Origin of the sequence: Paenibacillus yanchengensis, assembly GCF_042684845.1 — a bacterium.
In the GTDB taxonomy this organism is placed as follows: Bacteria; Bacillota; Bacilli; order Paenibacillales; family Paenibacillaceae; genus Pristimantibacillus; species Pristimantibacillus yanchengensis.
This window is the reverse complement of sequence record NZ_JBHUMH010000012.1, coordinates 73,017-97,225: the sequence shown is the minus strand read 5'-3', so window position 1 is coordinate 97,225 and position 24,209 is coordinate 73,017. Positions and strand designations below refer to the sequence as shown.

At 39.0% G+C, this 24,209-nt stretch carries 23 protein-coding genes; 14 read left to right on the top strand and 9 right to left on the bottom strand.

The genetic code is table 11. The annotated features are described in order from the left end of the window. Positions 1-27: 27 nt before the first annotated feature. From ACFSTH_RS04130 to ACFSTH_RS04095, 8 genes are all read left to right on the top strand, one after another. A complete protein-coding gene (locus ACFSTH_RS04130; RefSeq protein WP_377772043.1) occupies positions 28-684 on the top strand; it encodes a redox-sensing transcriptional repressor Rex in 657 nt (218 codons plus the stop codon). Then, the gene (locus ACFSTH_RS04125) at positions 665-1,972 is read left to right on the top strand and encodes an amidohydrolase (RefSeq protein WP_377771585.1); all 1,308 of its coding nucleotides are present in this window, start codon (positions 665-667) and stop codon (positions 1,970-1,972) included. The genes ACFSTH_RS04130 and ACFSTH_RS04125 overlap by 20 nt, the downstream gene beginning before the upstream one ends. Before the next feature lie 32 nt (positions 1,973-2,004). Further along, the gene (locus ACFSTH_RS04120; protein WP_377771583.1) at positions 2,005-2,496 is read left to right on the top strand and encodes a hypothetical protein; all 492 of its coding nucleotides are present in this window, start codon (positions 2,005-2,007) and stop codon (positions 2,494-2,496) included. Between the two features lie 126 nt (positions 2,497-2,622). Next, complete coding sequence (locus ACFSTH_RS04115) at positions 2,623-3,159, top strand: hypothetical protein (RefSeq protein WP_377771581.1); 537 nt, start codon at positions 2,623-2,625, stop codon at positions 3,157-3,159. Next, positions 3,152-4,636, top strand: coding sequence for an AAA family ATPase (locus ACFSTH_RS04110; RefSeq protein WP_377771579.1), 1,485 nt, complete (start codon positions 3,152-3,154; stop codon positions 4,634-4,636). The genes ACFSTH_RS04115 and ACFSTH_RS04110 overlap by 8 nt, the downstream gene beginning before the upstream one ends. A gap of 117 nt (positions 4,637-4,753) precedes the next feature. Then, positions 4,754-5,626 (top strand): 3-hydroxyacyl-CoA dehydrogenase family protein, encoded by an 873-nt coding sequence (locus ACFSTH_RS04105; protein WP_377771577.1) that lies wholly within the window; start codon positions 4,754-4,756, stop codon positions 5,624-5,626. Continuing rightward, positions 5,626-6,831, top strand: a complete 1,206-nt coding sequence (locus tag ACFSTH_RS04100) for an acetate/propionate family kinase (protein ID WP_377771575.1) — start codon at positions 5,626-5,628, stop codon at positions 6,829-6,831. The genes ACFSTH_RS04105 and ACFSTH_RS04100 overlap by 1 nt, the downstream gene beginning before the upstream one ends. Before the next feature lie 39 nt (positions 6,832-6,870). Further along, a complete protein-coding gene (locus ACFSTH_RS04095; RefSeq protein WP_377771573.1) occupies positions 6,871-7,551 on the top strand; it encodes a DnaD domain-containing protein in 681 nt (226 codons plus the stop codon). A gap of 97 nt (positions 7,552-7,648) precedes the next feature. Here the strand turns inward: ACFSTH_RS04095 and mtnB are convergent, their stop codons facing one another. The 8 genes from mtnB to ACFSTH_RS04055 all read right to left on the bottom strand — a co-directional run bounded on the left by mtnB (position 7,649) and on the right by ACFSTH_RS04055 (position 15,562). After that, positions 7,649-8,293 carry a methylthioribulose 1-phosphate dehydratase gene (gene mtnB, locus ACFSTH_RS04090; RefSeq protein ID WP_377771571.1) on the bottom strand — a complete coding sequence of 215 codons (645 nt, stop codon included), beginning with the start codon at positions 8,291-8,293 and terminating at the stop codon, positions 7,649-7,651. Between the two features lie 2 nt (positions 8,294-8,295). Then, positions 8,296-8,952, bottom strand: a complete 657-nt coding sequence (locus tag ACFSTH_RS04085; RefSeq protein ID WP_377771569.1) for a 2-hydroxy-3-keto-5-methylthiopentenyl-1-phosphate phosphatase — start codon at positions 8,950-8,952, stop codon at positions 8,296-8,298. Continuing rightward, entirely contained in the window at positions 8,949-10,178 is a 1,230-nt protein-coding gene (locus tag ACFSTH_RS04080; protein ID WP_377771567.1) for a 2,3-diketo-5-methylthiopentyl-1-phosphate enolase, read from the bottom strand. Before ACFSTH_RS04080 ends, ACFSTH_RS04085 begins: the two co-directional genes overlap by 4 nt. Then, a complete protein-coding gene (gene proC / locus ACFSTH_RS04075) occupies positions 10,178-11,035 on the bottom strand; it encodes a pyrroline-5-carboxylate reductase (RefSeq protein ID WP_377771565.1) in 858 nt (285 codons plus the stop codon). Before proC ends, ACFSTH_RS04080 begins: the two co-directional genes overlap by 1 nt. A gap of 14 nt (positions 11,036-11,049) precedes the next feature. Further along, positions 11,050-12,297, bottom strand: a complete 1,248-nt coding sequence (locus ACFSTH_RS04070; RefSeq protein WP_377771563.1) for a glutamate-5-semialdehyde dehydrogenase — start codon at positions 12,295-12,297, stop codon at positions 11,050-11,052. A 25-nt stretch (positions 12,298-12,322) separates the two neighbouring features. Next, positions 12,323-13,426, bottom strand: a complete 1,104-nt coding sequence (proB, locus tag ACFSTH_RS04065; RefSeq protein WP_377771561.1) for a glutamate 5-kinase — start codon at positions 13,424-13,426, stop codon at positions 12,323-12,325. Positions 13,427-13,818: 392 nt separating this feature from the next. Then, positions 13,819-15,006, bottom strand: coding sequence for a pyridoxal phosphate-dependent aminotransferase (locus tag ACFSTH_RS04060; RefSeq protein ID WP_377771559.1), 1,188 nt, complete (start codon positions 15,004-15,006; stop codon positions 13,819-13,821). A 100-nt stretch (positions 15,007-15,106) separates the two neighbouring features. Then, the gene (locus ACFSTH_RS04055) at positions 15,107-15,562 is read right to left on the bottom strand and encodes a hypothetical protein (protein ID WP_377771557.1); all 456 of its coding nucleotides are present in this window, start codon (positions 15,560-15,562) and stop codon (positions 15,107-15,109) included. A 127-nt stretch (positions 15,563-15,689) separates the two neighbouring features. Between ACFSTH_RS04055 and ACFSTH_RS04050 the strand changes: the two genes are divergently transcribed. Continuing rightward, complete coding sequence (locus ACFSTH_RS04050; protein ID WP_377771555.1) at positions 15,690-16,496, top strand: carbon-nitrogen family hydrolase; 807 nt, start codon at positions 15,690-15,692, stop codon at positions 16,494-16,496. 25 nt (positions 16,497-16,521) lie between these two features. Here ACFSTH_RS04050 and ACFSTH_RS04045 read toward each other — a convergent pair whose 3' ends face one another. Further along, on the bottom strand, positions 16,522-17,424 hold the full coding sequence (locus ACFSTH_RS04045) for a LysR family transcriptional regulator (RefSeq protein WP_377771553.1): 903 nt from the start codon (positions 17,422-17,424) through the stop codon (positions 16,522-16,524). A gap of 169 nt (positions 17,425-17,593) precedes the next feature. Between ACFSTH_RS04045 and leuC the strand changes: the two genes are divergently transcribed. The 5 genes from leuC (at position 17,594) to ACFSTH_RS04020 (ending at position 24,077) form a co-directional block, all read left to right on the top strand. Further along, positions 17,594-19,003, top strand: a complete 1,410-nt coding sequence (leuC, locus tag ACFSTH_RS04040; RefSeq protein WP_377771551.1) for a 3-isopropylmalate dehydratase large subunit — start codon at positions 17,594-17,596, stop codon at positions 19,001-19,003. A gap of 18 nt (positions 19,004-19,021) precedes the next feature. Further along, entirely contained in the window at positions 19,022-19,627 is a 606-nt protein-coding gene (leuD, locus tag ACFSTH_RS04035; RefSeq protein WP_377771549.1) for a 3-isopropylmalate dehydratase small subunit, read from the top strand. A gap of 222 nt (positions 19,628-19,849) precedes the next feature. After that, the gene (locus tag ACFSTH_RS04030) at positions 19,850-21,319 is read left to right on the top strand and encodes an N-acetylmuramoyl-L-alanine amidase (RefSeq protein WP_377771548.1); all 1,470 of its coding nucleotides are present in this window, start codon (positions 19,850-19,852) and stop codon (positions 21,317-21,319) included. A gap of 16 nt (positions 21,320-21,335) precedes the next feature. Then, entirely contained in the window at positions 21,336-21,881 is a 546-nt protein-coding gene (locus ACFSTH_RS04025) for a GerMN domain-containing protein (protein WP_377771543.1), read from the top strand. A 36-nt stretch (positions 21,882-21,917) separates the two neighbouring features. Next, the gene (locus ACFSTH_RS04020; RefSeq protein WP_377771541.1) at positions 21,918-24,077 is read left to right on the top strand and encodes an S-layer homology domain-containing protein; all 2,160 of its coding nucleotides are present in this window, start codon (positions 21,918-21,920) and stop codon (positions 24,075-24,077) included. The last annotated feature ends 132 nt before the right edge of the window (positions 24,078-24,209 follow it).

Below are 24,209 nucleotides of genomic sequence, written 5' to 3'. Positions count from 1 at the left end.
CTGGTAGAGAGCTGCGGAGGTGCAATGATGAAGCAAGCGAAAATATCCGAAGCTGTTGTCAAGCGTTTGCCTGTCTATCTGCAGGTACTAAATGAATTGCAATTTCGAGACATTTTGACGATCTCATCTCAGGCTTTGGGTATGAAGCTTGATTTGAATCCAGCACAAATTCGCAAAGATTTGGCTTATTTTGGTGAATTTGGTCGAAAAGGAATCGGTTATGATGTCGCTTATTTAAGTGAGAAAATTAGAGAAATATTAAAAGTTGATCGAAAAATAAACGTTGCTTTAGTAGGCGCAGGTAATTTGGGTCATGCTTTATGCAATTATAATCGTTACTCTAAAGATAGTATGAAAATAACTGCGGTTTTTGATACGAACCCTACTAAAATCGATACTAAAATAAATCATCTACTCGTTTTACCAATAACGGAATTGAAACATAAAATTAATGAGCAAGATATTAAAATCGGCATTATTACTGTTCCTGCGCCAGAAGCACAGAAAGTGGCTAATCAGTTTGTGGAAGCAGGAGTGAAGGGTATTTTGAATTTTGCTCCAACGGTTATTAGAGTTCCTGAAGAAGTTCGGATTCATCATGCTGATTTTACAAAAGAATTGTTAAGTTTAGCCTATTATTTGCATCGTGAAGGAGAAGAATCGGATGAGTCAATTGTGGATTAAAGATGGATTGTTTGTGACGATGAATGAGCAAGCGGAAGTGATACAAGGTCATATGGTTGTAGAAGATGGTGTAATTGTTTATTTGGATAAACAAACCCCTCCAGCAACATTACTTCATAGCAATGTAGAAAAAGTAAATGGGCATCATCTTGTCTTTATGCCAGGGCTTATTAATACACATGGACATACACCTATGTCGTTGTTGCGAGGGTATTCCGATGATCAAAATTTGCAAGTGTGGCTAGAGCAAAAAATGTGGCCAATGGAAGCTAAATATACAGAGCAGGATACGCACAATGGCGCTGCAATCTCGCAAGTAGAGATGCTGTTAAGCGGTACGACGACGTTTGTTGATATGTATGATCGGATGGAAATTGTAGCTGCATTAACGGAGCAAACAGGAATGCGCGGTGTGTTAACACGTGGGGTTATTGGACTTTGTTCTCCAGCAGAACAGAAGCAAAAATTGGATGATGCGATTCAGTTTGCGGTAACTTGGAATGGTAAAGCAGACGGACGTATAACAACGATGCTTGCTCCACATGCTCCTTATACTTGTCCTCCAGATTACATTGCTCAGTTTGTAGAAGCAGCTGTAAAATATCAATTGCCTTTACATACACATATGTCGGAATCTCGTGCGGAAGTAGAGCAAAACATAAAACAATATGGTACTCGTCCAGTGGAACATCTAGATGCGCTTGGTTTTTTCTCTGTACCGAGCTTGCTGGCGCATGCTGTACATTTGACGGATGAAGAGATTGCCTTGTTAGCTGCCAAAGATGTTGCTATATCGCATAACGTTATTAGTAATTTGAAGTTAGCTAGTGGGGTAGCTAGACTACCTGAACTGTTGCAAGCAGGAGTGCGTGTTTCCCTTGGAACGGATGGTCCGGCAAGTAATAATAATTTGAACTTATTTGAAGAAATTCGACTCGCTGCACTGCTGCACAAAGGAACGACTTATGATCCTACTGTAATTCCAGCAACGGAGGCGTTAAAATTAGGTACGTATTACGGCGCGAGATCGCTACGGATGGAAGACAGTATTGGCAGTTTGCAAGTAGGAAAACAGGCAGATTTCATTGCGCTAAATATCGATCAACCACATTACTATCCGCTTACTGATATTACATCGCATCTCGTTTATACAGCGAATGGACATGATGTGCAACATGTATGGGTAGCAGGAAAGCAATTAGTGAAAGATCGTCAATGTCTCACATTAGATGTAGAAAAGATTAAATATGAAGCACAAGCCAGCTTTGAGCGGCTAATTGAAAATTAATGCGTTCTACAGATAGAAAAAGTTCAACCTTTATGACGCCACGACGTTGGGCAATGGTAACGATATTATTGGTACTTGCTTTAATTAGTGCGACTATTTACTACTTTACGATTATCCAACAACCTAAATGGGATGAAATGAAGTTGATCAAACAACGTTTAGCAACAGAAGCTAATGTAGTAGAATGGGATCAGTTAGCTAAATATGTATGGGATGAAGTCGTTTGGGTTGCGGAAGGAGCAGTAATAGATCAAGAGATCAACACTGTTATTTTGCGAGACGAGCAACCGCCATTGATTATTTTGCAAAATGAACTTATAGATCGTACACAGATAGAAGCGCAGTTTATGCAGTCCTATAGTAATGAAGATACAGTAGAATTATTAAGTAGTCGTCTAGGTTTTGTGGCTGGTCAGCCAGTTTGGGAAATATACTATAAAATGGATCAACAATATAACTATCACTTTTACGAAGCAACAACTGGACAAACGATTGATAATTATCGATTGATCAATAAACATTAAAGAAGCGGAGCCAATTGGCTCCGCTTCCTGTTTTTACAACCGCTAATAGAGTATAAACTATGATATACTTTTTGATATACGAAATAGTGTATTATTAGCTATATTACTTTTTTAGCAGGGGGCTCAATGATGAATCAATTAAAGGGAAAAGTGATCCTTGTTACTACTATTATTACTGCAATTGTATTGTTTGGAGGTTGGGCAATATATGAGCAGTTTGTCGTTAAAGCTCCGCTAGAACAAGCAATTATGAAAGTAGACGGCATTATTAAAGCCGATAAACCAGTTAGAGATCAAAAGACGATGTCAATCCAAGTGGAATTATCACCTACTGCTAATTTAAAAGAAGTTTATACGGCAATTAGTGAGCAAGGGAAGCGGATGATCGGAAATCGAACATTGCAATTAGATGTAAATAATCAGGAATACGAGCGATTAGATCAAGTCTGGGAAAAAAGTATGTTTCAAATTGCCGAAGCGATGGAAACAAGAACTTATTCCACTATTCCTAACGTGTTAGAGCAATTAGCGTCCGATGAAATAGAAGTATATACAGAAATGGATGATAGCAATGTGTATATTACTTTAAAAGATCAAAATACAGCATTACACAAAATTTTGCCGCGTGTTGCTGAAAAGTTGGGGGTTTGGACAAATGTCTAAATACTGGAAAGAAATTGTCATTGGCATTGTACCTATTGGATTATTTTTTCTAGTCTTTTTGAACAACGCTTTTCTTCCGATAGCAATCGTCGCACTGTTAGCAGTTGTTTTGTTATTTATTGCTTCTAGAGGAAAAAGTGGACTGATGGCTATGCCAGTAGCTAGATCTGAACGTCAAACGTTAGAAACGTCGTTTAGTTTTGCAGAGATTGGTGGACAAGAACGAGCAAAGCAAGAGCTAGTTGAAGCATTGGATTTTTTAGTAAAGCCAGAACAAATTGAAAAATTAGGCATTCGTCCTTTAAAAGGTATTTTGTTAACTGGTCCACCCGGAACGGGAAAAACACTATTGGCTAAAGCTGCGGCTCATTATACGGACTCCATTTATTTAGCGACATCTGGTAGTGAGTTTGTGGAAATGTACGTCGGGGTTGGAGCGGGAAGGATAAGGGACTTATTTCAAGAAGCTCGCAAAAAAGCAAAAAAATTAGGGAAATCCAATGCGATTATTTTTATTGATGAAATAGATGTCATCGGCGGTCGTCGTGATGGAGGACAGCAGCGTGAATATGATCAAACGTTAAATCAATTGCTTACAGAAATGGATGGCATTCATAGTGAGGTTGCTCCGCGAATATTTATTATTGCTGCCACAAATCGTAAAGAATTATTAGATTCTGCGTTGATTAGACCAGGTAGATTTGACCGCCATATTGAAGTTGGTTTGCCAGATAAAAAAGGACGTTTGCACATCCTAAATATTCATGCCAAAAATAAACCGTTAGCTACTTCCGTTGATTTGGAGAGGATAGCAACACAATCTTACAGTTTTTCTGGTGCTCAATTAGAATCAGTAATGAATGAAGCTGCCATTTATGCATTACGCCATAATTTAACAGAAATTACAGAAACGGAATTAACGATGGCGATTGATAAAGTGTTGATGGGTGAAAAGACAGATCGAGAAGCTGCTGAAGAAGAAAGAAATAGAGTAGCTCGTCATGAATTAGGTCATGCTATTATGGCTGAGATTGTGTCGCCGGGAAGTGTTGCGCAAATTACGGTTGCCCCTCGGGGAGAAGCATTAGGATTTGTTAGACATCATCCCGAACAAGATAAAGCATTGTATACGAAACAATTTATTTATGGTCAAATTAAAATTGCATTAGCTGGCGCTGCGGCGGAAGAAATTTATTATGGAGAAAGAAGTACGGGATCGCGAGGCGATTTTGACCAAGCGGTAAAACTAGTTCGTACCCTTGTCGAGTCTGGAATGACAGAACTTGGTATTGTTAATCAATCGATGATGACACCAGATGGTTGGGCAACGATAACACGAACAATATTGGATCAGCTGATGAGTGAGACAAAGGATAGTTTATTACAGCATAAACAAGTGTTAGATCGAGCACTGGATGTTCTTATTTGTGAAGAAACAATGAACGGAAATGAGTTTCGTCAACTGTTAGTGAGTTAATTAATTCATGAAGCGGTTTCATTCTAACAATTTGAAGGCAGACTGGTTTGATGCCTTCTTTTTTGTTGGAAAAGAGTTATAATATAAAGTGAATAACTACCTAAAGGGGCAGTAAAGATGATAATTAAGAAAGTCGGCGTTGTTGGAATTGGAACAATGGGACAAGGGATCGCTGAAATGCTAGCAGCTAATGGTCTTGATGTAGTCATTGTAGAAAGTACAACAGAACGTCTTGCACATGGATTGAAAATGATCGAGCTAAATCTCGATAAGCAAATTGAAAAATGGGCACTTACTAATGCAGAAAAGAAATTGATTCTGTCGAGAATTCAAGGTGCTGACCATTATTTTTCACTATCTGATTGCCAGCTTGTCATTGAATCTATATCGGAAGATTTGGATGCGAAAAAAAAGCTGTTTCAAGAAATGGATAAATGTTGTGGACCAGATATTATTCTTGCAAGTAACACTTCGGCATTAAGCTTAACGGAGCTAGCTAGTGCAACGCAGTATCCAGAGCGTGTAATTGGTGTTCATTTTATTTATCCGGTATTAAAAATTGATCTTGTAGAAATCATTCGTGGTCTAAAAACCTCTGATGAAACATTCAATACGACAAAAGAATTTGTGGAGCATACGATTCAGAAAAAAGGAATTATGGTGTACGAATCTCCAGGTTATGTTACTACCCGCTTGATTACGTTGTTGATTAACGAGGCGTTGCATGTACTTGAAGAAGGAGTTGCTTCGGTAGAAGATATAGATGAAGCAATGCGTATTGGCTATTCATTCCAACATGGCCCATTCGAAATGGCAGATAGATTTGGGTTAGATTCTGTATTAGCTGCGCTTGAAAATATGTTTAGAGATTACGGGGAACTGAAGTATCGTCCGTCTATTGTGCTGAAAAAGTTAGTTAGAGCAGGGCATCTTGGCGTGAAAACTGGAGAAGGTTTCTTTAAATATGATGAGGAAGGGGATCGTATTTGATGATCGTTCTAATTCTTAATGCGGGAAGCTCTTCTTTGAAATATCAAGTGTATAATATGACGAATGAATCTGTACTTGCCAAAGGATTGGTCGAAAGAATTGGTATGGATTCTTCCATTGTTACGCACAAATCTACAGGATTTGAAGAAGTACGTGAAGTAAGTGAAATTTTGGATCATGTAACAGCGGTTCGCCGTGTGATTGATATGTTGACTAATAGAGAATACGGTGTATTGAAAAATATAAATGAAATTCAAGCAGTAGGACACCGAGTCGTTCATGGTGGGGAAGTCTTTAAAGAATCTGTCTTAGTTACGGACGCAGTAAAGCTAGAAATAAGAAAATTGTTTGACCTAGCACCATTGCATAATCCAGCCCACATGATGGGGATTGTTGCTGTCGATTCTAACTTGCCAAATGTACCGCAAGTAGTTGTATTTGATACAGCGTTCCACCAAACGATGGATAATGTAGCTTATTTGTATCCTATCCCAACAGTATTATATCGTCGTCACAAAGTTAGACGTTACGGATTCCATGGTACGTCACATGCTTATGTCAGTGTGCATGCAGCAGAGCATTTGCAAAAACCATTGGAAGATTTGAAGATGATAACTTGTCATATTGGAAACGGTGCTAGCTGTACTGCAATCGTTGGTGGTAAATCTGTTGATACTAGTATGGGTATGACTCCGCTAGAAGGTTTAATGATGGGTACACGAAGCGGTGATATCGATCCGGCTATCGTTCCTTATGTTATGAATAAAGAAGAGCTAACGATGAATGAAGTTAACTCGATGCTGAATAAGCATAGCGGGATGTTAGCTATTTCGGGTAATAGCAGCGATATGCGTGAAATTACAGAAGCGATGCAAGAAGGCGATAAAAATGCGCAACTAGCATTTGATATGTACGTTTACCGACTTGTAAAATATATTGGATCTTACGCTGCTGCGATGAACGGTTTAGATGTGCTAGTGTTTACGGCAGGTGTAGGAGAGAATTCAGCCGTTGTTCGAAAAGCTGTTTGTGAAGCTATTACGTTTTTCGGAATAGAGTTGGACGAGCAAGCAAATGCCGTTCGTTCTGGAGATATAAGAGAAATATCTACAGCTAACTCCAAAGTAAAAGTGTTAGTTGTACCTACTAATGAAGAACTACTTATTGCAAGAGATACGTTTCGGATCGTTAATGAGCTAAAATAATTATTTATGCAGTTTAGTCATTAGAGGAGGAGTCATTTCATGAAAGACGAAATATGGAAAGCATATTCGCATGGAATGGCTGTAGCGATGCAAGAAGGCGGTATATATTTACCGTCTCTTTTGTTGCGTAGCTACAGCCAGCTAGGTCTTGATAACTTCGAGATGATGTTGATGCTGCATCTCATATCATTTGCGCAGACGGAACAAATAGAATTTCCTACACCTAAGCAGTTGGCAGATAGAATGGGAACTACAGCAGAACAAGTAGAACAATCGTTAGGACGATTACTAAAAGAGCAATATATTACAATTGAAGATTACATCGATGAAGAAAGTGGACGTCATACAGAGCGATATAACTGGCAACCTTTTTTTGTCTTGGCTACGCAGTTTATTGCAGAGGAACAACGTCACAAAAAAACAAATCAGAAGCAGCCAGTAGTAGAGGTTAAACCTTCATCGACTAATCTATTTTCTACATTTGAACAGGAATTTGGCAGATTATTATCTCCAATGGAATGTGAAACAATTATTAATTGGCTAGACAATGACCAATATACAGAAGAAATAATTTTATTCGCACTTAAAGAAGCTGTGTTTGCTGGAAAACTAAGTTTACGCTACATAGATCGCATTCTTATAGAGTGGAGTCGGAATCGGATAACGAATGCGGACGAAGCGAAAGCACATATCAATCGCTTTCGCAAAGGGAACGGATAGAGTTAATGTACTAGAAGTAAAAACAGTTAATTAGTGTTCAAAATAAAAGTAAACAAAACAACAGCTTGCCGACAAATGGCAAGCTGTTGTTTGTACTTTAGCGTTGTAAAAGCTCCATTTTATAGACATATTCAAACAAAAATTCAAACGCTTCAAGATGACGTTTTGCTTCGAACGCATTGGCTCCCCAAGCGTAAATGCCGTGTTTTCGTAGTAGGATACCAGGAATTTTACTGTCTATTCTATCCGTTACTTCGGGAACAATCGCTGGTATATGGGCAAAATTAGAGACGATTGGAATCTCGATATGCGCATCTTCGTCCCATATATTAAAAGCTTTAATCAATTCTACACCGTCTACCGGCACAGATTTACGCTCCCAAAAATATTCCGAGATAATGCTATTGTACACACTATGAATATGGAAGATAGCACCTGCACCTGTTAACCGATAAATTTCGCAATGAATCAACGTTTCAGCTGATGGTTTAAGGGAAGTTAATTCGCTCGGCTGTCCTGTTTGATCGACTAATAAAAAGTCGGAAGGAGTATCAATCGTTTTATCTTTACCGCTAGCAGTAATAGCAAAATGAAATTGTTCGGCATCGAAGTCACCGACTCGCACCGATAAATTACCACTTGTGCCTGGAAACCAGCCACGCTCTGCAAAGAGCTGCTTCACCGATCGTAATTCAGCGAAAGCTTGTTGTTTCTCTTCTAAAGTAATGGATCTGTTACTCATTTTTATTTCTCCCTTTCCATTTCGGCAATAATATCATGAAAAGTAGCAAAGTCTGTATAGGGTAAGTTTAATTCGGCACATTGTTCAGTAAGACGGGCACGTGAGTAGATTTTGTCAGCTAGTTTGGCAGCTTCAAAATCGGTGACACTATCTCCAATGACGATACGATTATATTGTTCAGTTGGAAATTGCCGCATAATCGTCGGTTTACACATGCCACAATTACGCTGACAATGCTCATCGCAAGGGTGTGGCCATGTTATTTCAATCGTATCTCCTGCAAAATTACTACCATTACAATAAATATGGGCTGTGTCGATGTTATAACGAGCGAGTGTCGGATAGACAAAAAAATCAATGCCACCACTCGTTACATATAAGATGATGTTATTATCGTTACAGTATTGTACGAATTCAGCAAACCCATCTCTTATTTCAACATTAGTAATACTGAAATCAATCACTTCTTGTTGCATAGAGGAAGGTAGTAGGTGGAACATCAGACCTACGCCTTCTTTAATTGTCATGGATGTATCTAACACTTTAGTTGCTATCGCTTTCCAACCTGGTGGGTCGAAATGTTGAATAATCGCAATAATATTATCATTGATCGTAATCGTACCGTCAAAGTCACAAAAGATAACTTGTTGTTTACTCATTGTTTAATCCCCCAAGTTTCAATAGCTACTTTCAATGATTCATTACCCGCATTCTCTGTTGCTGCTTGCAAAGTTAATCCGTTCTTTACCGCATCAATCGCTTGTCTAAATGCTTGTCCGCCAGCACTAGTGCCGAGTGGGTGACCATGGATGCCACCGCCAGCGTTAATAACGACATCTTCTCCAAAATCTTGCATCAGCAATGGAACGATTCCGGGATGAATACCAGCAGAAGGAACCGGCACACTTTGTTTCAGATGATGAAGTGGAGCTAATAGTGCTTCTTGTACCGCTAAATTTTCTTGTTTTGGCATAACGACAGAACCATATGGCGATGGGAAGAGTACTAAATCTGCTCCGGCAAGTCGCATTAATTTTCCTAATAGGAGAGGAGCGGCTATACCATAATGGGGGGACGGATAATAAGCACCTGCGAGCGCTGGGTGAGCGGCTATAGGTACTTGAATATCTTGGTGGCTACTTAGCTCATGAAGCGCATCATAACCATACGCTAGTACGTTAAATAGCAAACCATTTGCTCCCGCATCAATTGCTCTTTTCGCTTGTTCGATTAATTGACTAGTTGGACCAGTGATATTTGTAAAATAAATCAATTTTTGTCCCGTTTCACTTTCGGAGCGGCGTGCCATATCGATACAGGCAGCTACTCTTTTTTCGATAGGAGTAAGTGGATTTTCGAATAATATTTCATCATCTTTAATAAAATCAACGCCACCAAGAGCTTGTTTGTAAAATTGTTCTTGTAGGTTAGTTAGATCATGACCAACAACCGACTTGAAAATGCTCATTAGCAGCGGTCGATCGTATACTTGTAGTTGTTCACGTATGCCAGCTAATCCGAATTTCGGGCCAGCAAATGAAGCAGCAAAATCATCGGAAAACTGCAAGTCGAGTAGCTTGATTTTTCCATCCATCGATAACTTACCAAACACAGTAACAAGTAGAGCTGGTATATCTTTACTAAAATTAATATCAGGATAGGCTATCGTAATATCGGCATATCGTTCGCCTGGCTGCAAAGCAAGCGGTTCATGCACCTCTACTTTAACGACTTGTCCTAAATGCTGTTCCATTTGCTTTTTTTGTGCTTCCGGTAGATCTGTCCAGCTGCCAACCGTTAATCCTACCGCAATACTTTGTGCTTTTTTTTGAAAGTCAGCCTTATCATCATAAGAGCGATAAGTAGCTACACAATATTGATTCATCAATGGATGCTCCTTTCAATTTCTTTGCCAAGTTCATCTGCTCGAGTACAAGCACGCTGAATGGCATCCGATATCGTAGTAGATAATTGTTGATCTATCATAACATCGAGCGCAGCAGCAGTTGTACCATTAGGCGAAGTGACATTTTTTCTTAATTGTTCCGCCGGAAGCTCCGTCTGTTCTAACATAGCAGCAGCGCCTTTTAATGTATGCAGGACGAGCTTACTAGCATCTGCTGTTGTAAATCCTAGCTTTTCGGCAGCAGCAGTCATCGCTTCTACAAAGAAATAAATATAAGCAGGTCCGCTTCCCGAAATAGCGGTAATCGCCGACTGCTGCTTCTCGTCAATCGTTAGTGCTATACCAATTGCTGAAAAAATAGACTGAATGGTCATTTTTTCAACTTCCGTTACTTCATCAGAATAGCTAATACCAGTAACACCTTGCCCAATCGAACTTGATGTATTCGGCATGGCTCTCACAACGGGTTGCTTAACTCCGATGAGTTGCTTGATAGAAGTAATAGACAGACCAGCAATGACCGAAACTAACACTTGATCTGCTCGTATATGTGCTTGCAATTCGGTAAGGGCAGCAACAGCATCTTTTGGTTTCATTGCAAGGACGATAATATCTGCTTGCTGCAATAACAGCTGTTTTTGCTGCTCTTCATTACTAACGGTAACACCATATTTACTATGTAAATGGTGGAGACGTTGCTCGTTACTTTTATTGAGTACGGATACTTGCTCGGGTAGAAAAATACCTTGAGCAAGTACCCCGCTAACAATTGCTTCTGCCATTGCGCCAGCACCAAAAAAGCAGATAGTATTATTTTGTTTATTCGATTGCTCCATTGTGTACTCCTTTACTACTGACGAATTTGTCCGTTTCCTGTAATTTGATATTTGGTTGAAGTAAGCGCTGGTAATCCCATTGGACCACGTGCATGTAGCTTTTGTGTACTAATACCAATTTCAGCACCGAATCCGAATTCAAATCCATCTGAGAAACGAGTAGATACGTTATGATAAACAGCCGCTGCATCCACTTCTTGTAGAAAGCGAGCAGCATGAGCAGCATCATTGGTTATGATACTTTCCGAGTGTTTCGTACTAAATCGATTGATATGAGTAAGTGCTTCATCCAAACTTTCGACGATAGCGATATTTAAAATGTAATCATTATATTCGGTAGCAAAGTCTGCTTCTGTCACAGCAGTTGCTTCTGGTATATTTGCCAAATAAGCTGCTGGAAGTTTCAATTGCACGTTAGCTTCTGCGAAAAGTTTACATAATGCAACGAGGTGCTCATTGGCAAATTGTTGGTGAATAACTAATGTTTCCATTGCATTACAAACAGATGGGCGTTGCACTTTTGCGTTATACGTAATTGCGGCAGCCATGTCATAATTTGCATCCGCATCAATATAAGTATGGCATATGCCAGCACCTGTTTCGATTACCGGAACCGTTGCATTTTCAATGACATTACGTATTAGTGAAGCACCACCGCGAGGGATAATGACATCAATAAAACGATCTAGTTTAATTAATTCCGTTACGGAAGCACGATCTGTATCTTCAATTAGTTGCAATGCCTCTGCTGGAAGAGCAGATTGTTGCAGTGCTTGCTGTAATACAGCAACAATTTTACTATTAGAGTGTAGAGCAGCAGAACCACCACGTAGCACAACACTATTGCCTGTTTTCAAACATAATCCTGCCGCATCAACGGTAACATTCGGACGAGCTTCATAAATAATGCCAATAACGCCAATCGGAACGCGAATTTGTCGAATATTTAAGCCGTTTGGTCGAGTAAACTGTTGTAGTTGTTCTCCAATTGGATCAGGCAGTACAGCAATTTCTTTCAAGCCTTCTGCAATAGCGGCAATTCGTTGTTCATTGAGAGTTAATCGATCGAGCATAGCGCTACTCGTTCCTTGTTGCTTGCCATATTCCAAATCGAGCTTATTAGCGGTAATAATTTCGTCTGTAGCAGCGATAAGCGCATCTGCCATCATTAGCAACGCTTCATTTTTTTGTTTCGTTGTTACATTATTTAACGATCGTGCTGCCTGTGCAGCTAATTGACCCTTATTAAATACTTCGCTCATATTTTTACGCCTCCAAATAGTTAGATTATATCGAAACCCACTCATTACGATGGATAACTTCAAGACGAGCCGCATCTATGCGACGACTAACTTCCTCTGTTGATAAACCTGCTGCTGCTAACAATTGTTGCTGGGTGTAATTAACAACGCCTCTACCTAACAATTGTTCTTTATTATTATACACTTCTACAACATCTCCAGGGTGAAACTCGCCGCTAGTTGTTATTACACCTGCCGGTAATAAACTTTTACCACCATGCATTAGTGCTTCTTGCGCACCATCATCTACAATAATTTTACCTTTGACGAAAGAGTGAAAGCCAACCCATTGTTTTTTAATTGAAAGACTGTGTAATTGCGTGTCAAAGTAAGTGCCTTTGCCGTTGCCTTCTAGTGCAGCTTGTAAATCTAACGATTGTTGTACTTTTCCAATAAACGTGTTTACGCCACCACGCATCGCTATTCTGGCAGCTTCTATTTTGGAGCGCATGCCACCAGTTCCGACGCTAGAGCCAGCACCACCTGCTAAGGCGATAATGTCGCTAGAAATTTGATCTACGCGATCAATTTTACTAGCGTCAGGGTTTTTACGTGGATCTTCTGTATATAAACCATCCATATCCGTAACTATAATAAGCTTATCTGCACGAGTCATGGCAGCTACCAACGCTGATAAGTGGTCATTGTCTCCGAATTTAAGGACAATTTCATCGGTAGAAACAGTATCATTTTCATTAATAATGGGAATAATATTTTGTTTTAATAATTCTTCAATCGTAATAAGTGCATTGTTAATTCTTCGGCGATTAGAGAAATCTTCTCTCGTTAATAAAATTTGTGCCGCTGTAATCTGATGTTGAAAAAAAGCATCTTGATAAGCTTGCATTAGTAATGCTTGACCTACTGCGGCGGCAGCTTGTTTTTCGTGAACTAATTTAGGTCTTTCTGTATATCCAATTTGCCGAAAACCTGCGGCTACAGCTCCTGAGGTAACTAACATCATCGGATAGCCTTGTTTATGTAAATAAGCAATTTCGTTGGCGAAAAAATTGATTTTTTCCCGATGAAGTCCTCCTTCTGCTGATGTAAGAGAACTGCTGCCGATTTTGACAACGATTCGTTTCGACATAATATATCCCTTCCTCATTGTAAATAATATAGCTTATAGTTAGCTTAAAAAACAAAAAAACTTTCATCCTTATGTAAAGGACGAAAGTTATACTTCCGCGGTACCACCTTTGTTGATGCTCGCACGTTTAAAAGATAAGCATCCAGCTCATACCTAGTAACAGCAGGCAGACTGTTCGGCAAAAACGCCGACCGTTCAGGGGTAGGATTCAGCTAAAAGTCAAGACGCATTTTCCAGCCGTTCGAATGCGATTTCTGGGCATGACATAAGTAAGCTTACTGGTCCCATCTTTACGTTTCAGATTATTATAATGAGCATAACATGAACTGAAATGACTGTAAAGGTGACCCTTTTCATCTAATATAGTCATTCCACAAAGATGGTGGAAAATTTTAAAAGAGCTGCAATTTTCCAATCCGATCTATCGCTTCGATCAGTCGCTCTTCACTAGCTAACAAAGCAATACGAACATATCCTTCGCCATATTGTCCAAAACCAATGCCTGGTGCAACAACAACATTAGCTTGCTCCAATAGTAAATCTGCAAACTGCTCGGAAGTGTAGGGGGCAGGTACTTTTAACCAACAGAAAAATGAGCCTTGTGGTTGTGTTGATTGCCAGCCAATTCGATCAAGTGCTTGGAACAAAGCATGCCGACGGTTTTCATACATGTTTCTTAATTGTACAACCGATTGTTGATTATCGCCGAGTGCGATAGCGGCAGCTTCTTGGATACCACCAAATAAACTACAATAGTAATGGTCTTGCATAAGATTAATCATTTCGATTACTTTGGCGTTACCGAGTGCAAAGCCCACTCGCCAGCCAGCCATGTTATATGTTTTGGATAATGTATAAAATTCAACGCCAACTTCTTTTGCACCTGGAATACTTAAAAAACTTATGGGCAAATTACCATCAAAGCCAATGGCACCATAAGCGAAGTCACTGGCGATGACGATGTTATGTTGTTTGGCAAACTGAATGACTTGCTCATAAAACGCTACATCTGCAATGGCGCCGGTTGGATTGTTAGGATAATTTAAAAACATCAACTTTGCTCGCTCTGCAATAGCAGGTTCAATAGCTTGTAGATCGGGTAAAAAGCCGTTTTCGGATAGTAGTGGCATAAATGACATTTCTGCTCCCGCCAGTGCTACGCCTGACCAATAATCAGGATAGCCGGGATCAGGGACTAGACAAATGTCATCAGGATTCAATAAACATTGGCTAATTTCTACCAACCCTGTTTTTCCGCCAAATAAAATAGCCACTTCCGTATTCGCATCTAACGAAACGCCATGATCTTGCAAATAGCGGTTGGCGATGGCTTCCTTTAGAAAGGAATAGCCGCTAAATGGGGGATATTTGTGATATAACGGATTAGTAGCAGCTTGCTGTAGTTGTTTCACAATATGCTCTGGTGTTGGTTGATCAGGATTACCTTGCCCTAAATTAATCACATCATGCCCTTTAGCAATTTGCGCATTAGCTTTGGCGACTAATTTTGAAAAAAATTGAGTTGGTAATTGTTGCAGTCGTTCTGCAGCTTGTATAGAAAAAGTATAATCTGTCTTCATCTTGCATTGCTCCTCAACCATTATTCACATTAAACATAGGTTTTTAGTTTACTTTAACATGTTTGTGTATGATTGAGAAGCCAGATTTTTAAAGCAGCGATTAAGCAGCTTTTTCGATCATCTTCATTAATTTTTTTGCATTGGTATCACATTGAAATAAAAATGGTTTTCGTTGTTCGCTAAAAACAAGTACTAATGGCTCTTCATTCTCACAATTGAAAATAAACAATTCATGAGCAACTATAACTTGATCTTTTAATTTTATTTCGCGTGGCTCCAGTAACGGCAGTTTTATAATATGAGTGCAATCTGTCGAGATTTGTAATTGGGGAGCTAAAGTGTCCATTTTTTTTATTATTTTATTAGCATATTTTTGAAATCGTTTGTTATTTTCCACCTGTAGTACTATTTTTTCTTGTTTAATATCAAACACTTGAATCTGACTGGTGGCAGTTTGATCGGAAGCAAAGCTGACTGCTGGAACGTTGGAGATAATAATGGAACTAAGCATAAAGATACAGACAAGAGTCCGGATTGTCGATTTTAACTGTTGCATAATCAAGCTCCTTTGTTTTTATTAGTGGTGAACGGCTATCTCTTCTAATACGATTCCCTGCTTGACAGTAAACCATGAGCAGTTATGATAAGAGAAATAATACAAGTGTAGGAAGGAAGCAGTGATTATGGCAAGTAAACTACAAGTGGCATTACTTCAAATGGATGTTTTTATTGGAGACGTAGAGCGGAATTATGAACAAGCAGCACACCTGATTTCGCAAGCAAAACAAGAACAACCTACCATCAAAGTTATAATATTACCTGAATTGTGGAATACGGGGTTTCAACTCGATCAAATTAAACAATTAGCTGACCAAGATGGACATCGTACGAAGCAGTTTTTGGCACAATTGAGCAAACAACATGATGTATATATCGTTGGTGGTTCTGTTGCAGAATTAAAAGAAGATCAAGTGCTAAACACTACTTATGTTTACGATCCAACAGGAGCGCAAATAGCAAATTACAGTAAAGTACACTTGTTTCGTCTAATGAATGAGGAGAAACATTTGACACCAGGAAATGATACTAGCTTGTTTTCTGTAGAAGAAACGACAGCAGGTTCGATTATTTGTTATGATACTCGTTTTCCTGAATTGTCACGTAAGCTGGCAATTAGTGGAGCGAAGATGATGTTCGTTCCAGCACAGTGGCCACATCCGAGGTTACATCATTGGCGTACGTTATTGATGGCAAGAGCGATTGAAAACCAAATGTATGTTATTGCTTGTAATCGATCAGGAGTTAGTGACAATACTCACTTTTTTGGTCATTCGCTTGTCATTGACCCTTGGGGAGAAGTTATCGCCGAAGCTAGTGAAGAGGAGACGATCTTGTATGCCGAAATCGATCTACACTTAGTTGATGACGTTCGTGCAAAAATTCCTGTTTTTCAAGATCGTCGTCCTGAAATATATAAAATTGAGGAATAGACTAAACATTTATTTATAAATTGATTTATGTTTCGTTCTGTTGTAATTGCATCGTTTCATGTAACGTTTGAATAAAAGCTTCCGCCGCTTTGGATACATATCTCCCTTTTCGACTAGCTATTATTAATGTTCGAGTTGGTTTAGATTGCAGTGGTAAATAAACAGGTGCAAATTCAGAGCGAGCGGCTCTTGCTAACATTTGAGGAACAAAGGCGATTCCCATGCCACCACCGACGAGCGATTGGATCGTTTCGATATTGCTGCTTTCAAATACAATTTTTGGTGTAAAGCCGGCCTTCACGCATAAGTCGACTGTAATTTGGCGAAAACCTTGACCTCGTTTTAAACCAATAAAAGGTTCATCCTGTAACATTTCTAACGCTACTGGCTGCTTATAATTGGCTAGCTTATGTGATTTTGGAACGGCAAGCCAAATTTCTTCCTCCAAAAAAGGGCTCCACTCTAAAGTGTTGTCTATTAAAGGAAGGGAGAGAAAACTAATATCTGTTCCACCACTAATCGTTAACTGTTCTAACTTCGCTGTTGTTTCTTCGACTAGCACTACTTCAATTTGCGGATACTTTTTGCCGAAAGCAGGTAGCACTAACGGTAATACGTGGGAGCCGGTAATCGGAAGAGTGCCTATGACGAGCCGTCCGCGCTTCATTTGAGCCAAATCATCCATTTCTTGCTTTAATTGCTCGACGGCATCCATAATATGCTGCGCTCGTTCGATAAACACTTGACCAGCTGGTGTAACTTCGACAGAATTAGTCGTTCGTCTAAATAGTAATAAACCAAGTTCTTGTTCTAATTTGGACAATTGCTGACTAAGAGAAGGTTGAGCAATATGTAGCTTCTCCGCCGCCCGTGAAAAGTTTTGTTCTTTGGCAATTTGTAATACATACTGTAATTGACGAAATTCCATATATTTACAACTCCTTATAACATCAATTATTGATCGGCGCCTTATAGTTAATTCTTATAAACGCTATAGATATTATATCTTGGCTCTATGAAGATTGTCATGTTATGATGTATAAAGTTAATATTATTCGTAGAAGTAAGAACTGAAAGAAACGATGGGGTGAATTATTATGACAAAAAAGACAATGTTTGAAAAAATTTGGGACAATCACGTCATTCATCAAGAAGAAGGTAAACCTAGCGTTATTTATATCGATTTACAGCTTGTTCACGAGGTAACATCTCCACAAGCATTCGAAGGTTTGCGCTTGTCTGGACGTAAAGTAAGACGACCTGATTTAACATTTGCTACGATGGATCACAACGTACCGACTAAAGACAGATTTAACATTAAAGATCCAATTTCGAAACAACAAATCGACACATTAACACAAAACTGTGCTGATTTCGGCGTTAAATTGTTCGATCTAGATAATATCGATCAAGGTGTTGTTCATGTTATGGGACCTGAACTTGGTCTAACACACCCAGGTAAAACAATCGTATGTGGTGATAGTCATACCTCTACACACGGTGCTTTTGGAGCATTGGCATTTGGTATCGGAACGAGTGAAGTTGAGCACGTATTGGCTACACAATGTTTGCAACAGTCTAAGGCGAAAACGATGGAAGTTCGCTTCGAAGGTAAGCGTCGTCCAGGCGTAACAGCTAAAGATATGATTTTAGGTGTTATTTCACAGTATGGTACAGACTTCGCTACGGGATACGTTATTGAATTTACGGGTGAGTCAATTACTAGCTTAACAATGGAAGAGCGAATGACAGTATGTAATATGTCTATCGAAGCGGGAGCTCGTGCTGGTATGATCGCTCCTGACGAAACAACTTTTGAATATTTGCGTGGACGTGAGTATGCACCAGCATCTTTTGAAGAGTCTGTAGAAAAATGGAAGCAACTTCGCACAGACGAAGGGGCACAATTCGATAAAGTTGTTACCTTTGATGTGGATGCATTGATTCCACAAGTGACTTGGGGAACTAGCCCAGGGATGGGAACAGATATTACTGCAAAAGTTCCTAATCCAGCAGATTTGCCTACAGAAAATGATCGTAAAGCAGCTGAAAAAGCGCTTGAATATATGGATTTACAGCCAGGTACTCCAATGACTGATATTGAAATCGATTATGTATTTATCGGTTCTTGTACAAACGGTCGTATTGAAGACTTACGTGCAGCAGCAGAAATTGCTCGTGGCTACAAAGTAAGTGAAAAAGTAACAGCTATCGTTGTTCCAGGTTCTGGACGAGTGAAGCTGCAAGCAGAAAAAGAAGGTTTGGACAAAGTGTTTACAGAAGCTGGATTTGAATGGCGTGATGCAGGTTGCTCTATGTGTCTAGCGATGAATCCTGACGTATTGGAGCCGGGTCAACGTTGTGCTTCCACGTCAAATCGTAACTTTGAAGGACGTCAAGGACGCGGTGGTAGAACGCATCTTGTTTCACCTGCAATGGCAGTAGCGGCAGCTATTAACGGTCGCTTTACAGATGTGCGGAATTGGGAAGTTAAACAAGCTAATTAAGAAAGGGGAACGAATATAATGGAAGAATTTCAGCAACATTCAGGCATCGTTGCACCAGTTGATCGTGTGAACGTTGATACCGATGCTATTATACCTAAACAATTTTTGAAACGTATTGAACGTAGTGGATTTGGTCAGTTTTTGTTTTATGAATGGCGTTTTCATGAAAATGGTGAAGTGAATAAAGAGTTTGAACCTAACAAGTCTCGCTATGAAGGAGCATCTGTGCTTTTATCTCGTGCTAACTTCGGTTGTGGTTCTTCTCGTGAACACGCACCATGGGCAATTTTGGATTATGGATATAAAGTTATCATTGCGCCATCATACGCAGATATATTTTATAACAACTGTTTTAAAAACGGAATTTTGCCAATCAAACTGAGCGAAGAACAAGTAGAAGATTTGTTTCAACGAACAGCTACACACGAAGGATACCAATTGCACGTTGATTTGGAGAAAAAGCAATTGACGGACGATCATGGACTAGTGATTGATTTTGACTTGGATGAACATCGTCGCCAATTTTTGTTGCAGGGTCTTGATGATATCGGTCTTACACTACAACATGAAGATAAAATTACAGCTTATGAAGCAGCACAAGCTGCTCGTCTAGCTAATCAATAATATGGATGAAAGGATGTTTTTCGCGTATAAGTAAAGCGAAAAACATCCTTTTTTATTCCTCTGAGTAAATGTTCATTATTAGTAGATGAATTTCGTAAACCGACACAATTATTTAAAAATCCAATTATTGCCGCAACCTTTTTAGACAAAAAGCGTCTATTTATATGTCTGGGCATGTCAATTGGCGCATGCATAGGGGCAATACATCATTCGAGGTGCAAAATGAAAAAAAATTTATTGATGCTACTTACTTGTCTACTGTTTTTTGTAATTGCAGATTATGGACATGCTGCCACCGTTGCCAAGCCAAATCCTAAATTGTTTTTGAATGGGGAACGAATTCATTCAGAAGTAGAGCCTTATATTGAGAAAACCGCAACACTTGTACCACTTGCGATTTTGTCAAAAGAACTTGGCTATCAAGTGAAATGGGATAATAAGTTAAAGCAGGCAACAGTGATTAAGCATGACAAAACGATCAAACTTATCATTAATAAGCAAGATGTGCTAGTAAATGGTGAAGTACAGAAAGTGACGATACCGCCAAGACTGCACAAAGAAAAAACAATGGTGCCACTTCGTTTTATTGGAGAAATTATGGGTTTATCATTTAAGTGGGATCAAAAAAGTCGTGAAGTACATATAACGAGTGAAACTGCTCCAAAACCATCTCCACCAGAAGTAGAAACGAAACCAGATCCTGGTCAATCCGTAGAGAATGCCGCAAGTACCATTTCTTCGATTGCATGGGAAAATAATTCGTTGTTAGTTATTTCTTATACGGGAAAACTTTCACCGAAAACATCGTATTTGAAAGGGACAGATAATAGTGCAGATCGATTAATTATTGATATGGCTGGTACTAATTATAGTATGAAGGCGGCTAATACTGTAAAATTGGATAGTAACCCATATATTCAAGGTTATCGCCACTCTCAGTTTCAAGAAAAACCGTTAATGGCGCGAGTTGTTGCTGATATTCATCCTAATCAAACACAATATGCGGTGACTCAAGCAAATAACCAATTGTTTATTCAATTTGCTGCCATAGGTGAAGAGATCCCAGGTAATAATTCAGAAGTTGATCCTAATGAGCAATTACCAACCGAGCCTCAGCCAGAAGAGGAACTACCACCAATAACAGGTGGACAAGTATATACGGTTGTTTTGGATGCAGGGCATGGTGGTACTGATCCAGGTGCGAGCGACAGTAGTAAAAAACGATTAGAAAAAGATTTTAATTATAATGTGACGCTGCTTATGAAACAAATTTTGGATCAAGACGGTCGAATCAATGTTCAATTATCTCGTCCAGAAGATAAAAAGGTAGAGCTGCGTGAACGAGTAGCTTTTGCTCACCGAATGAAAGCTGACCTCTTTATTTCTGTTCATGTCAATAGCCATACAGCAAGTTCTGCTAATGGTAGTGAAACGTATTATTATCATGAGCGAAGCAAGGAACTTGCGAACGTGATGCAAAAGTATTTGTTGGCTGGAACAGGACTCGCTGATCGAAAAGTGAAAAAAGCAGGTTTCCTTGTAATCAAAGAAACGACGATGCCAGCTATTCTTTTAGAATCAGGTTTTGTCTCTAATCAACATGATGCCGATGTACTTTATAACTCTGAAAATCAACAAAAAATTGCTGCACAATTAGCGCTAGGTGTAAAAGAATATTTAAAGCTGAATTAGGATAAGGGGTGCGAGCATGAGAAACTACAATAACCGACTGAGGATGTTGCCTATACTGGTGGCTGCATTGATGGTACTATTACTAGCGGGCTGTGGTGCAAATAAACAACCTGTAGGTGGCAGCGCAACGCCAGATCCTTCGAATGAATTGTCAGAAGAAAAAACAGAAGAACAAGAAATAGTCATCTATGGTGTTGACTTGAACGGTGAGGAGTTAGTCGAACGTACAGAGAAAATCACCTATAAGACGGAGCAAGAGTTGGTAGAAGCAACGTTACAAGCGCTACAAGCAGAACCCAATGAGGACTCTGTTTCTCCGTGGAAAAAGATTATTGTTCATTCTGTTCAATTAGATCAAAATCGGGTGAAGCTTGATATTGCTATTCCGAGCGAAGCTAAATTAGGAGCAATGGGAGAGCAACAATTTATTGAAGTATTAACGAAAACATTATTTCAATTGGAAGTCGTGCAAGAAATTGAACTTTTAGTTGATGGAGAACAAGTAGAAAGTTTAATGGGACATATAGAGCTTGACTATCCGCTCAAGAAAGAATCACAATAGAAAATATTATATAGATTTAAAAAGGAGATATGTTGCATGAAATTGCATCGTCATATGAAAAAAACAATAGTGAGTGTAGCAGCAGCTACGTTATTAATGGGGGGGATCCCAACGTTAGCACCACTATCATCCTCTGCTGTACACGCCGAAGTAGTGAACCAAGCAGCGACGATTTTTAAAGATGTGAAGGCTGGGTTATGGGCTGAAAAACATATTGCCAAGTTATCATTGCAACGAATCATAAATGGATATTATGATGAAAAAACAGCGACGTATTCCTTTAAACCTAACCAAAGTGTATCGCAAGAAGAAGCGGTAGTTATGGCACTTCGTTTTGCAGGATTAGAAAAAGACTTAGATAGTTCAACTGATATTACATTCGATGAATCTTTCCAAGTAACGAAGTATGCAAAGCCGTACATTCAATTAGCATTTGACAAACAGTTTCTTGACAAAGAGCAAGAGTATTCCCTCGCAGGCGAAGATAAAGCAAATAACTGGGGGACGAAACCAGCTACTCGTGAATGGGTAACGAAACTGATTGTTAGAGCGATTGGGGAAGAAGAAGCAGCGAAAAGATTGCAGAATAGCGAGTCTTCCTTTAGAGATGCTGATGCGATCGATTCCAAATATGTTGGCTATGTAAACGCGGCAACACAAATGGATTTAATTAAAGGAATTACGAATAGTAAAGGAACGTCATTCGAGCCGAAAGATCCAATCAATCGTGCTAGTTTAGCTACTTTGCTCAGTCGTGCCCAACATCAAATAGAAGTAAATTATGAAGGTCAATCCACTGGAATTGTATCGAAATTGACAGATAAAGAAGTAGCTTTATATGTGGATGGCAAAGAAACGACGTATCAATTGAATGATCAAACAGCTTACTATCATTTTCAAACAGAAAATTCTATGCGCAAACAAGAGTTAATTGAGTATGGAGATGCACTTGTTATTGCAGAAAATGGCGTAGCTAAATATGTTGAAGTGATGGGTGTCGAAAAGAAAGTTGAATCCGTGGTAGGTACAGTTGTTCTTTACAATAACGAAGAGAAAATGCTGTATTTATTAGTGAATGGTAAGCCAGAAGGGTTTTTGACGAATGATCAAGTAATTATTGAATCAGCAGATGGAAAAGTGTTGCAATTGGCAGACTTAAAACGTGATCGAGAAGTAACGGTATTACGTGATAAGTTCCGCAGCACCCCTCAAACGATCAAAATTGTTGTTTCTTCTGCACCAATCGTATCTACAGTTAGCGGGAAATTAATGAGTAAAAGCAACAAGTTAGTTACTATTTCGCAAACGACAACGACTAACACAACTGGTAAGCTAGATACGTATTATTTGGCACCTCATGTTGCAGTTGAAATTAATGGTATGCTTGATGCCTCTATCGAGCAACTTGTAGTTGAAGGTGATGCGGATGGAAACGCAGCTGGTGACGTTGTACAGTTAAGTATTAATGAAGATGGTCAAGTAACTAAAATTAAAGTGGAAAATCGTTCGGTAGAAGTTTTAGCGGGTGTAAAAGCCTTTTTTAATAAAGATTTGCCGAATTATATTATTTTGACAGATGCGTTTGATAAAAATGCTAAAACGTTAGCTTTTACAGCAGATACTCGTTTTGATATGAATGGAACGAAGCTGGACAAAGCAAATGCTTTGCAAATGTTAAATACAAATGTGAACGTAAAAGTTAGCTATACTTCCGATAAAATTATTTCGATGTCTTTTGTAACAGAGTATACAGGCACAGTTGTAGAGCGTAATACGGTTGATAAGACATTAACGTTCAAATTAGCGGAAGGTGCAACGGTCAAGCTGCCTTATGCCTCTTACGGAAATATGGCGATGCCAATTGAGAAGCGTGGAATTTCTAATGCGACTATTGCAGATCTGCGTCAAGGTGATACTATTTCGGTAGGTATGAATATGGGACAATTACAAATTATGAATGTACGTGTACAGGCTACGGAGCAAATGCAAATTACTAATATTGATTTAGCCAATAATAAAGTAACTTTCCGGACAAATCAAAATACGACCTTTACGCAATCTATCAATAAAGCTGAGCTGCTAGGATCAACAGGTTTGAAATTAGCATTAAATCGTTTCAAAGTTGGTGAAACAGTAAATACGACATTTATTGGTAATGAAATGTTGAAAATGCAGTCAATAGATAGTGGTAATTAATTGCTTTGTTATGATCTATCATTAACTTTCTGTGAAAACTGCTCGTAAGAGCAGTTTTTTTATATTAAAATTTATAAATTCATGTTGATTATAGTGATGTTTTTCGCTACACTTTGAACGATAGTAGTTTAT

Bases quoted from the DNA above. Each gene is read 5' to 3' on its own strand.
- ACFSTH_RS04130 (WP_377772043.1), top strand. From the start codon at position 28: ATGAAGCAAGCGAAAATATCCGAAGCTGTTGTCAAGCGTTTGCCTGTC.
- ACFSTH_RS04125 (WP_377771585.1), top strand. From the start codon at position 665: ATGAGTCAATTGTGGATTAAAGATGGATTGTTTGTGACGATGAATGAG.
- ACFSTH_RS04120 (WP_377771583.1), top strand. From the start codon at position 2,005: ATGACGCCACGACGTTGGGCAATGGTAACGATATTATTGGTACTTGCT.
- ACFSTH_RS04115 (WP_377771581.1), top strand. From the start codon at position 2,623: ATGATGAATCAATTAAAGGGAAAAGTGATCCTTGTTACTACTATTATT.
- ACFSTH_RS04110 (WP_377771579.1), top strand. From the start codon at position 3,152: ATGTCTAAATACTGGAAAGAAATTGTCATTGGCATTGTACCTATTGGA.
- ACFSTH_RS04105 (WP_377771577.1), top strand. From the start codon at position 4,754: ATGATAATTAAGAAAGTCGGCGTTGTTGGAATTGGAACAATGGGACAA.
- ACFSTH_RS04100 (WP_377771575.1), top strand. From the start codon at position 5,626: ATGATCGTTCTAATTCTTAATGCGGGAAGCTCTTCTTTGAAATATCAA.
- ACFSTH_RS04095 (WP_377771573.1), top strand. From the start codon at position 6,871: ATGAAAGACGAAATATGGAAAGCATATTCGCATGGAATGGCTGTAGCG.
- mtnB (WP_377771571.1), bottom strand. From the start codon at position 8,293: ATGAGTAACAGATCCATTACTTTAGAAGAGAAACAACAAGCTTTCGCT.
- ACFSTH_RS04085 (WP_377771569.1), bottom strand. From the start codon at position 8,952: ATGAGTAAACAACAAGTTATCTTTTGTGACTTTGACGGTACGATTACG.
- ACFSTH_RS04080 (WP_377771567.1), bottom strand. From the start codon at position 10,178: ATGAATCAATATTGTGTAGCTACTTATCGCTCTTATGATGATAAGGCT.
- proC (WP_377771565.1), bottom strand. From the start codon at position 11,035: ATGGAGCAATCGAATAAACAAAATAATACTATCTGCTTTTTTGGTGCT.
- ACFSTH_RS04070 (WP_377771563.1), bottom strand. From the start codon at position 12,297: ATGAGCGAAGTATTTAATAAGGGTCAATTAGCTGCACAGGCAGCACGA.
- proB (WP_377771561.1), bottom strand. From the start codon at position 13,426: ATGTCGAAACGAATCGTTGTCAAAATCGGCAGCAGTTCTCTTACATCA.
- ACFSTH_RS04060 (WP_377771559.1), bottom strand. From the start codon at position 15,006: ATGAAGACAGATTATACTTTTTCTATACAAGCTGCAGAACGACTGCAA.
- ACFSTH_RS04055 (WP_377771557.1), bottom strand. From the start codon at position 15,562: ATGCAACAGTTAAAATCGACAATCCGGACTCTTGTCTGTATCTTTATG.
- ACFSTH_RS04050 (WP_377771555.1), top strand. From the start codon at position 15,690: ATGGCAAGTAAACTACAAGTGGCATTACTTCAAATGGATGTTTTTATT.
- ACFSTH_RS04045 (WP_377771553.1), bottom strand. From the start codon at position 17,424: ATGGAATTTCGTCAATTACAGTATGTATTACAAATTGCCAAAGAACAA.
- leuC (WP_377771551.1), top strand. From the start codon at position 17,594: ATGACAAAAAAGACAATGTTTGAAAAAATTTGGGACAATCACGTCATT.
- leuD (WP_377771549.1), top strand. From the start codon at position 19,022: ATGGAAGAATTTCAGCAACATTCAGGCATCGTTGCACCAGTTGATCGT.
- ACFSTH_RS04030 (WP_377771548.1), top strand. From the start codon at position 19,850: ATGAAAAAAAATTTATTGATGCTACTTACTTGTCTACTGTTTTTTGTA.
- ACFSTH_RS04025 (WP_377771543.1), top strand. From the start codon at position 21,336: ATGAGAAACTACAATAACCGACTGAGGATGTTGCCTATACTGGTGGCT.
- ACFSTH_RS04020 (WP_377771541.1), top strand. From the start codon at position 21,918: ATGAAATTGCATCGTCATATGAAAAAAACAATAGTGAGTGTAGCAGCA.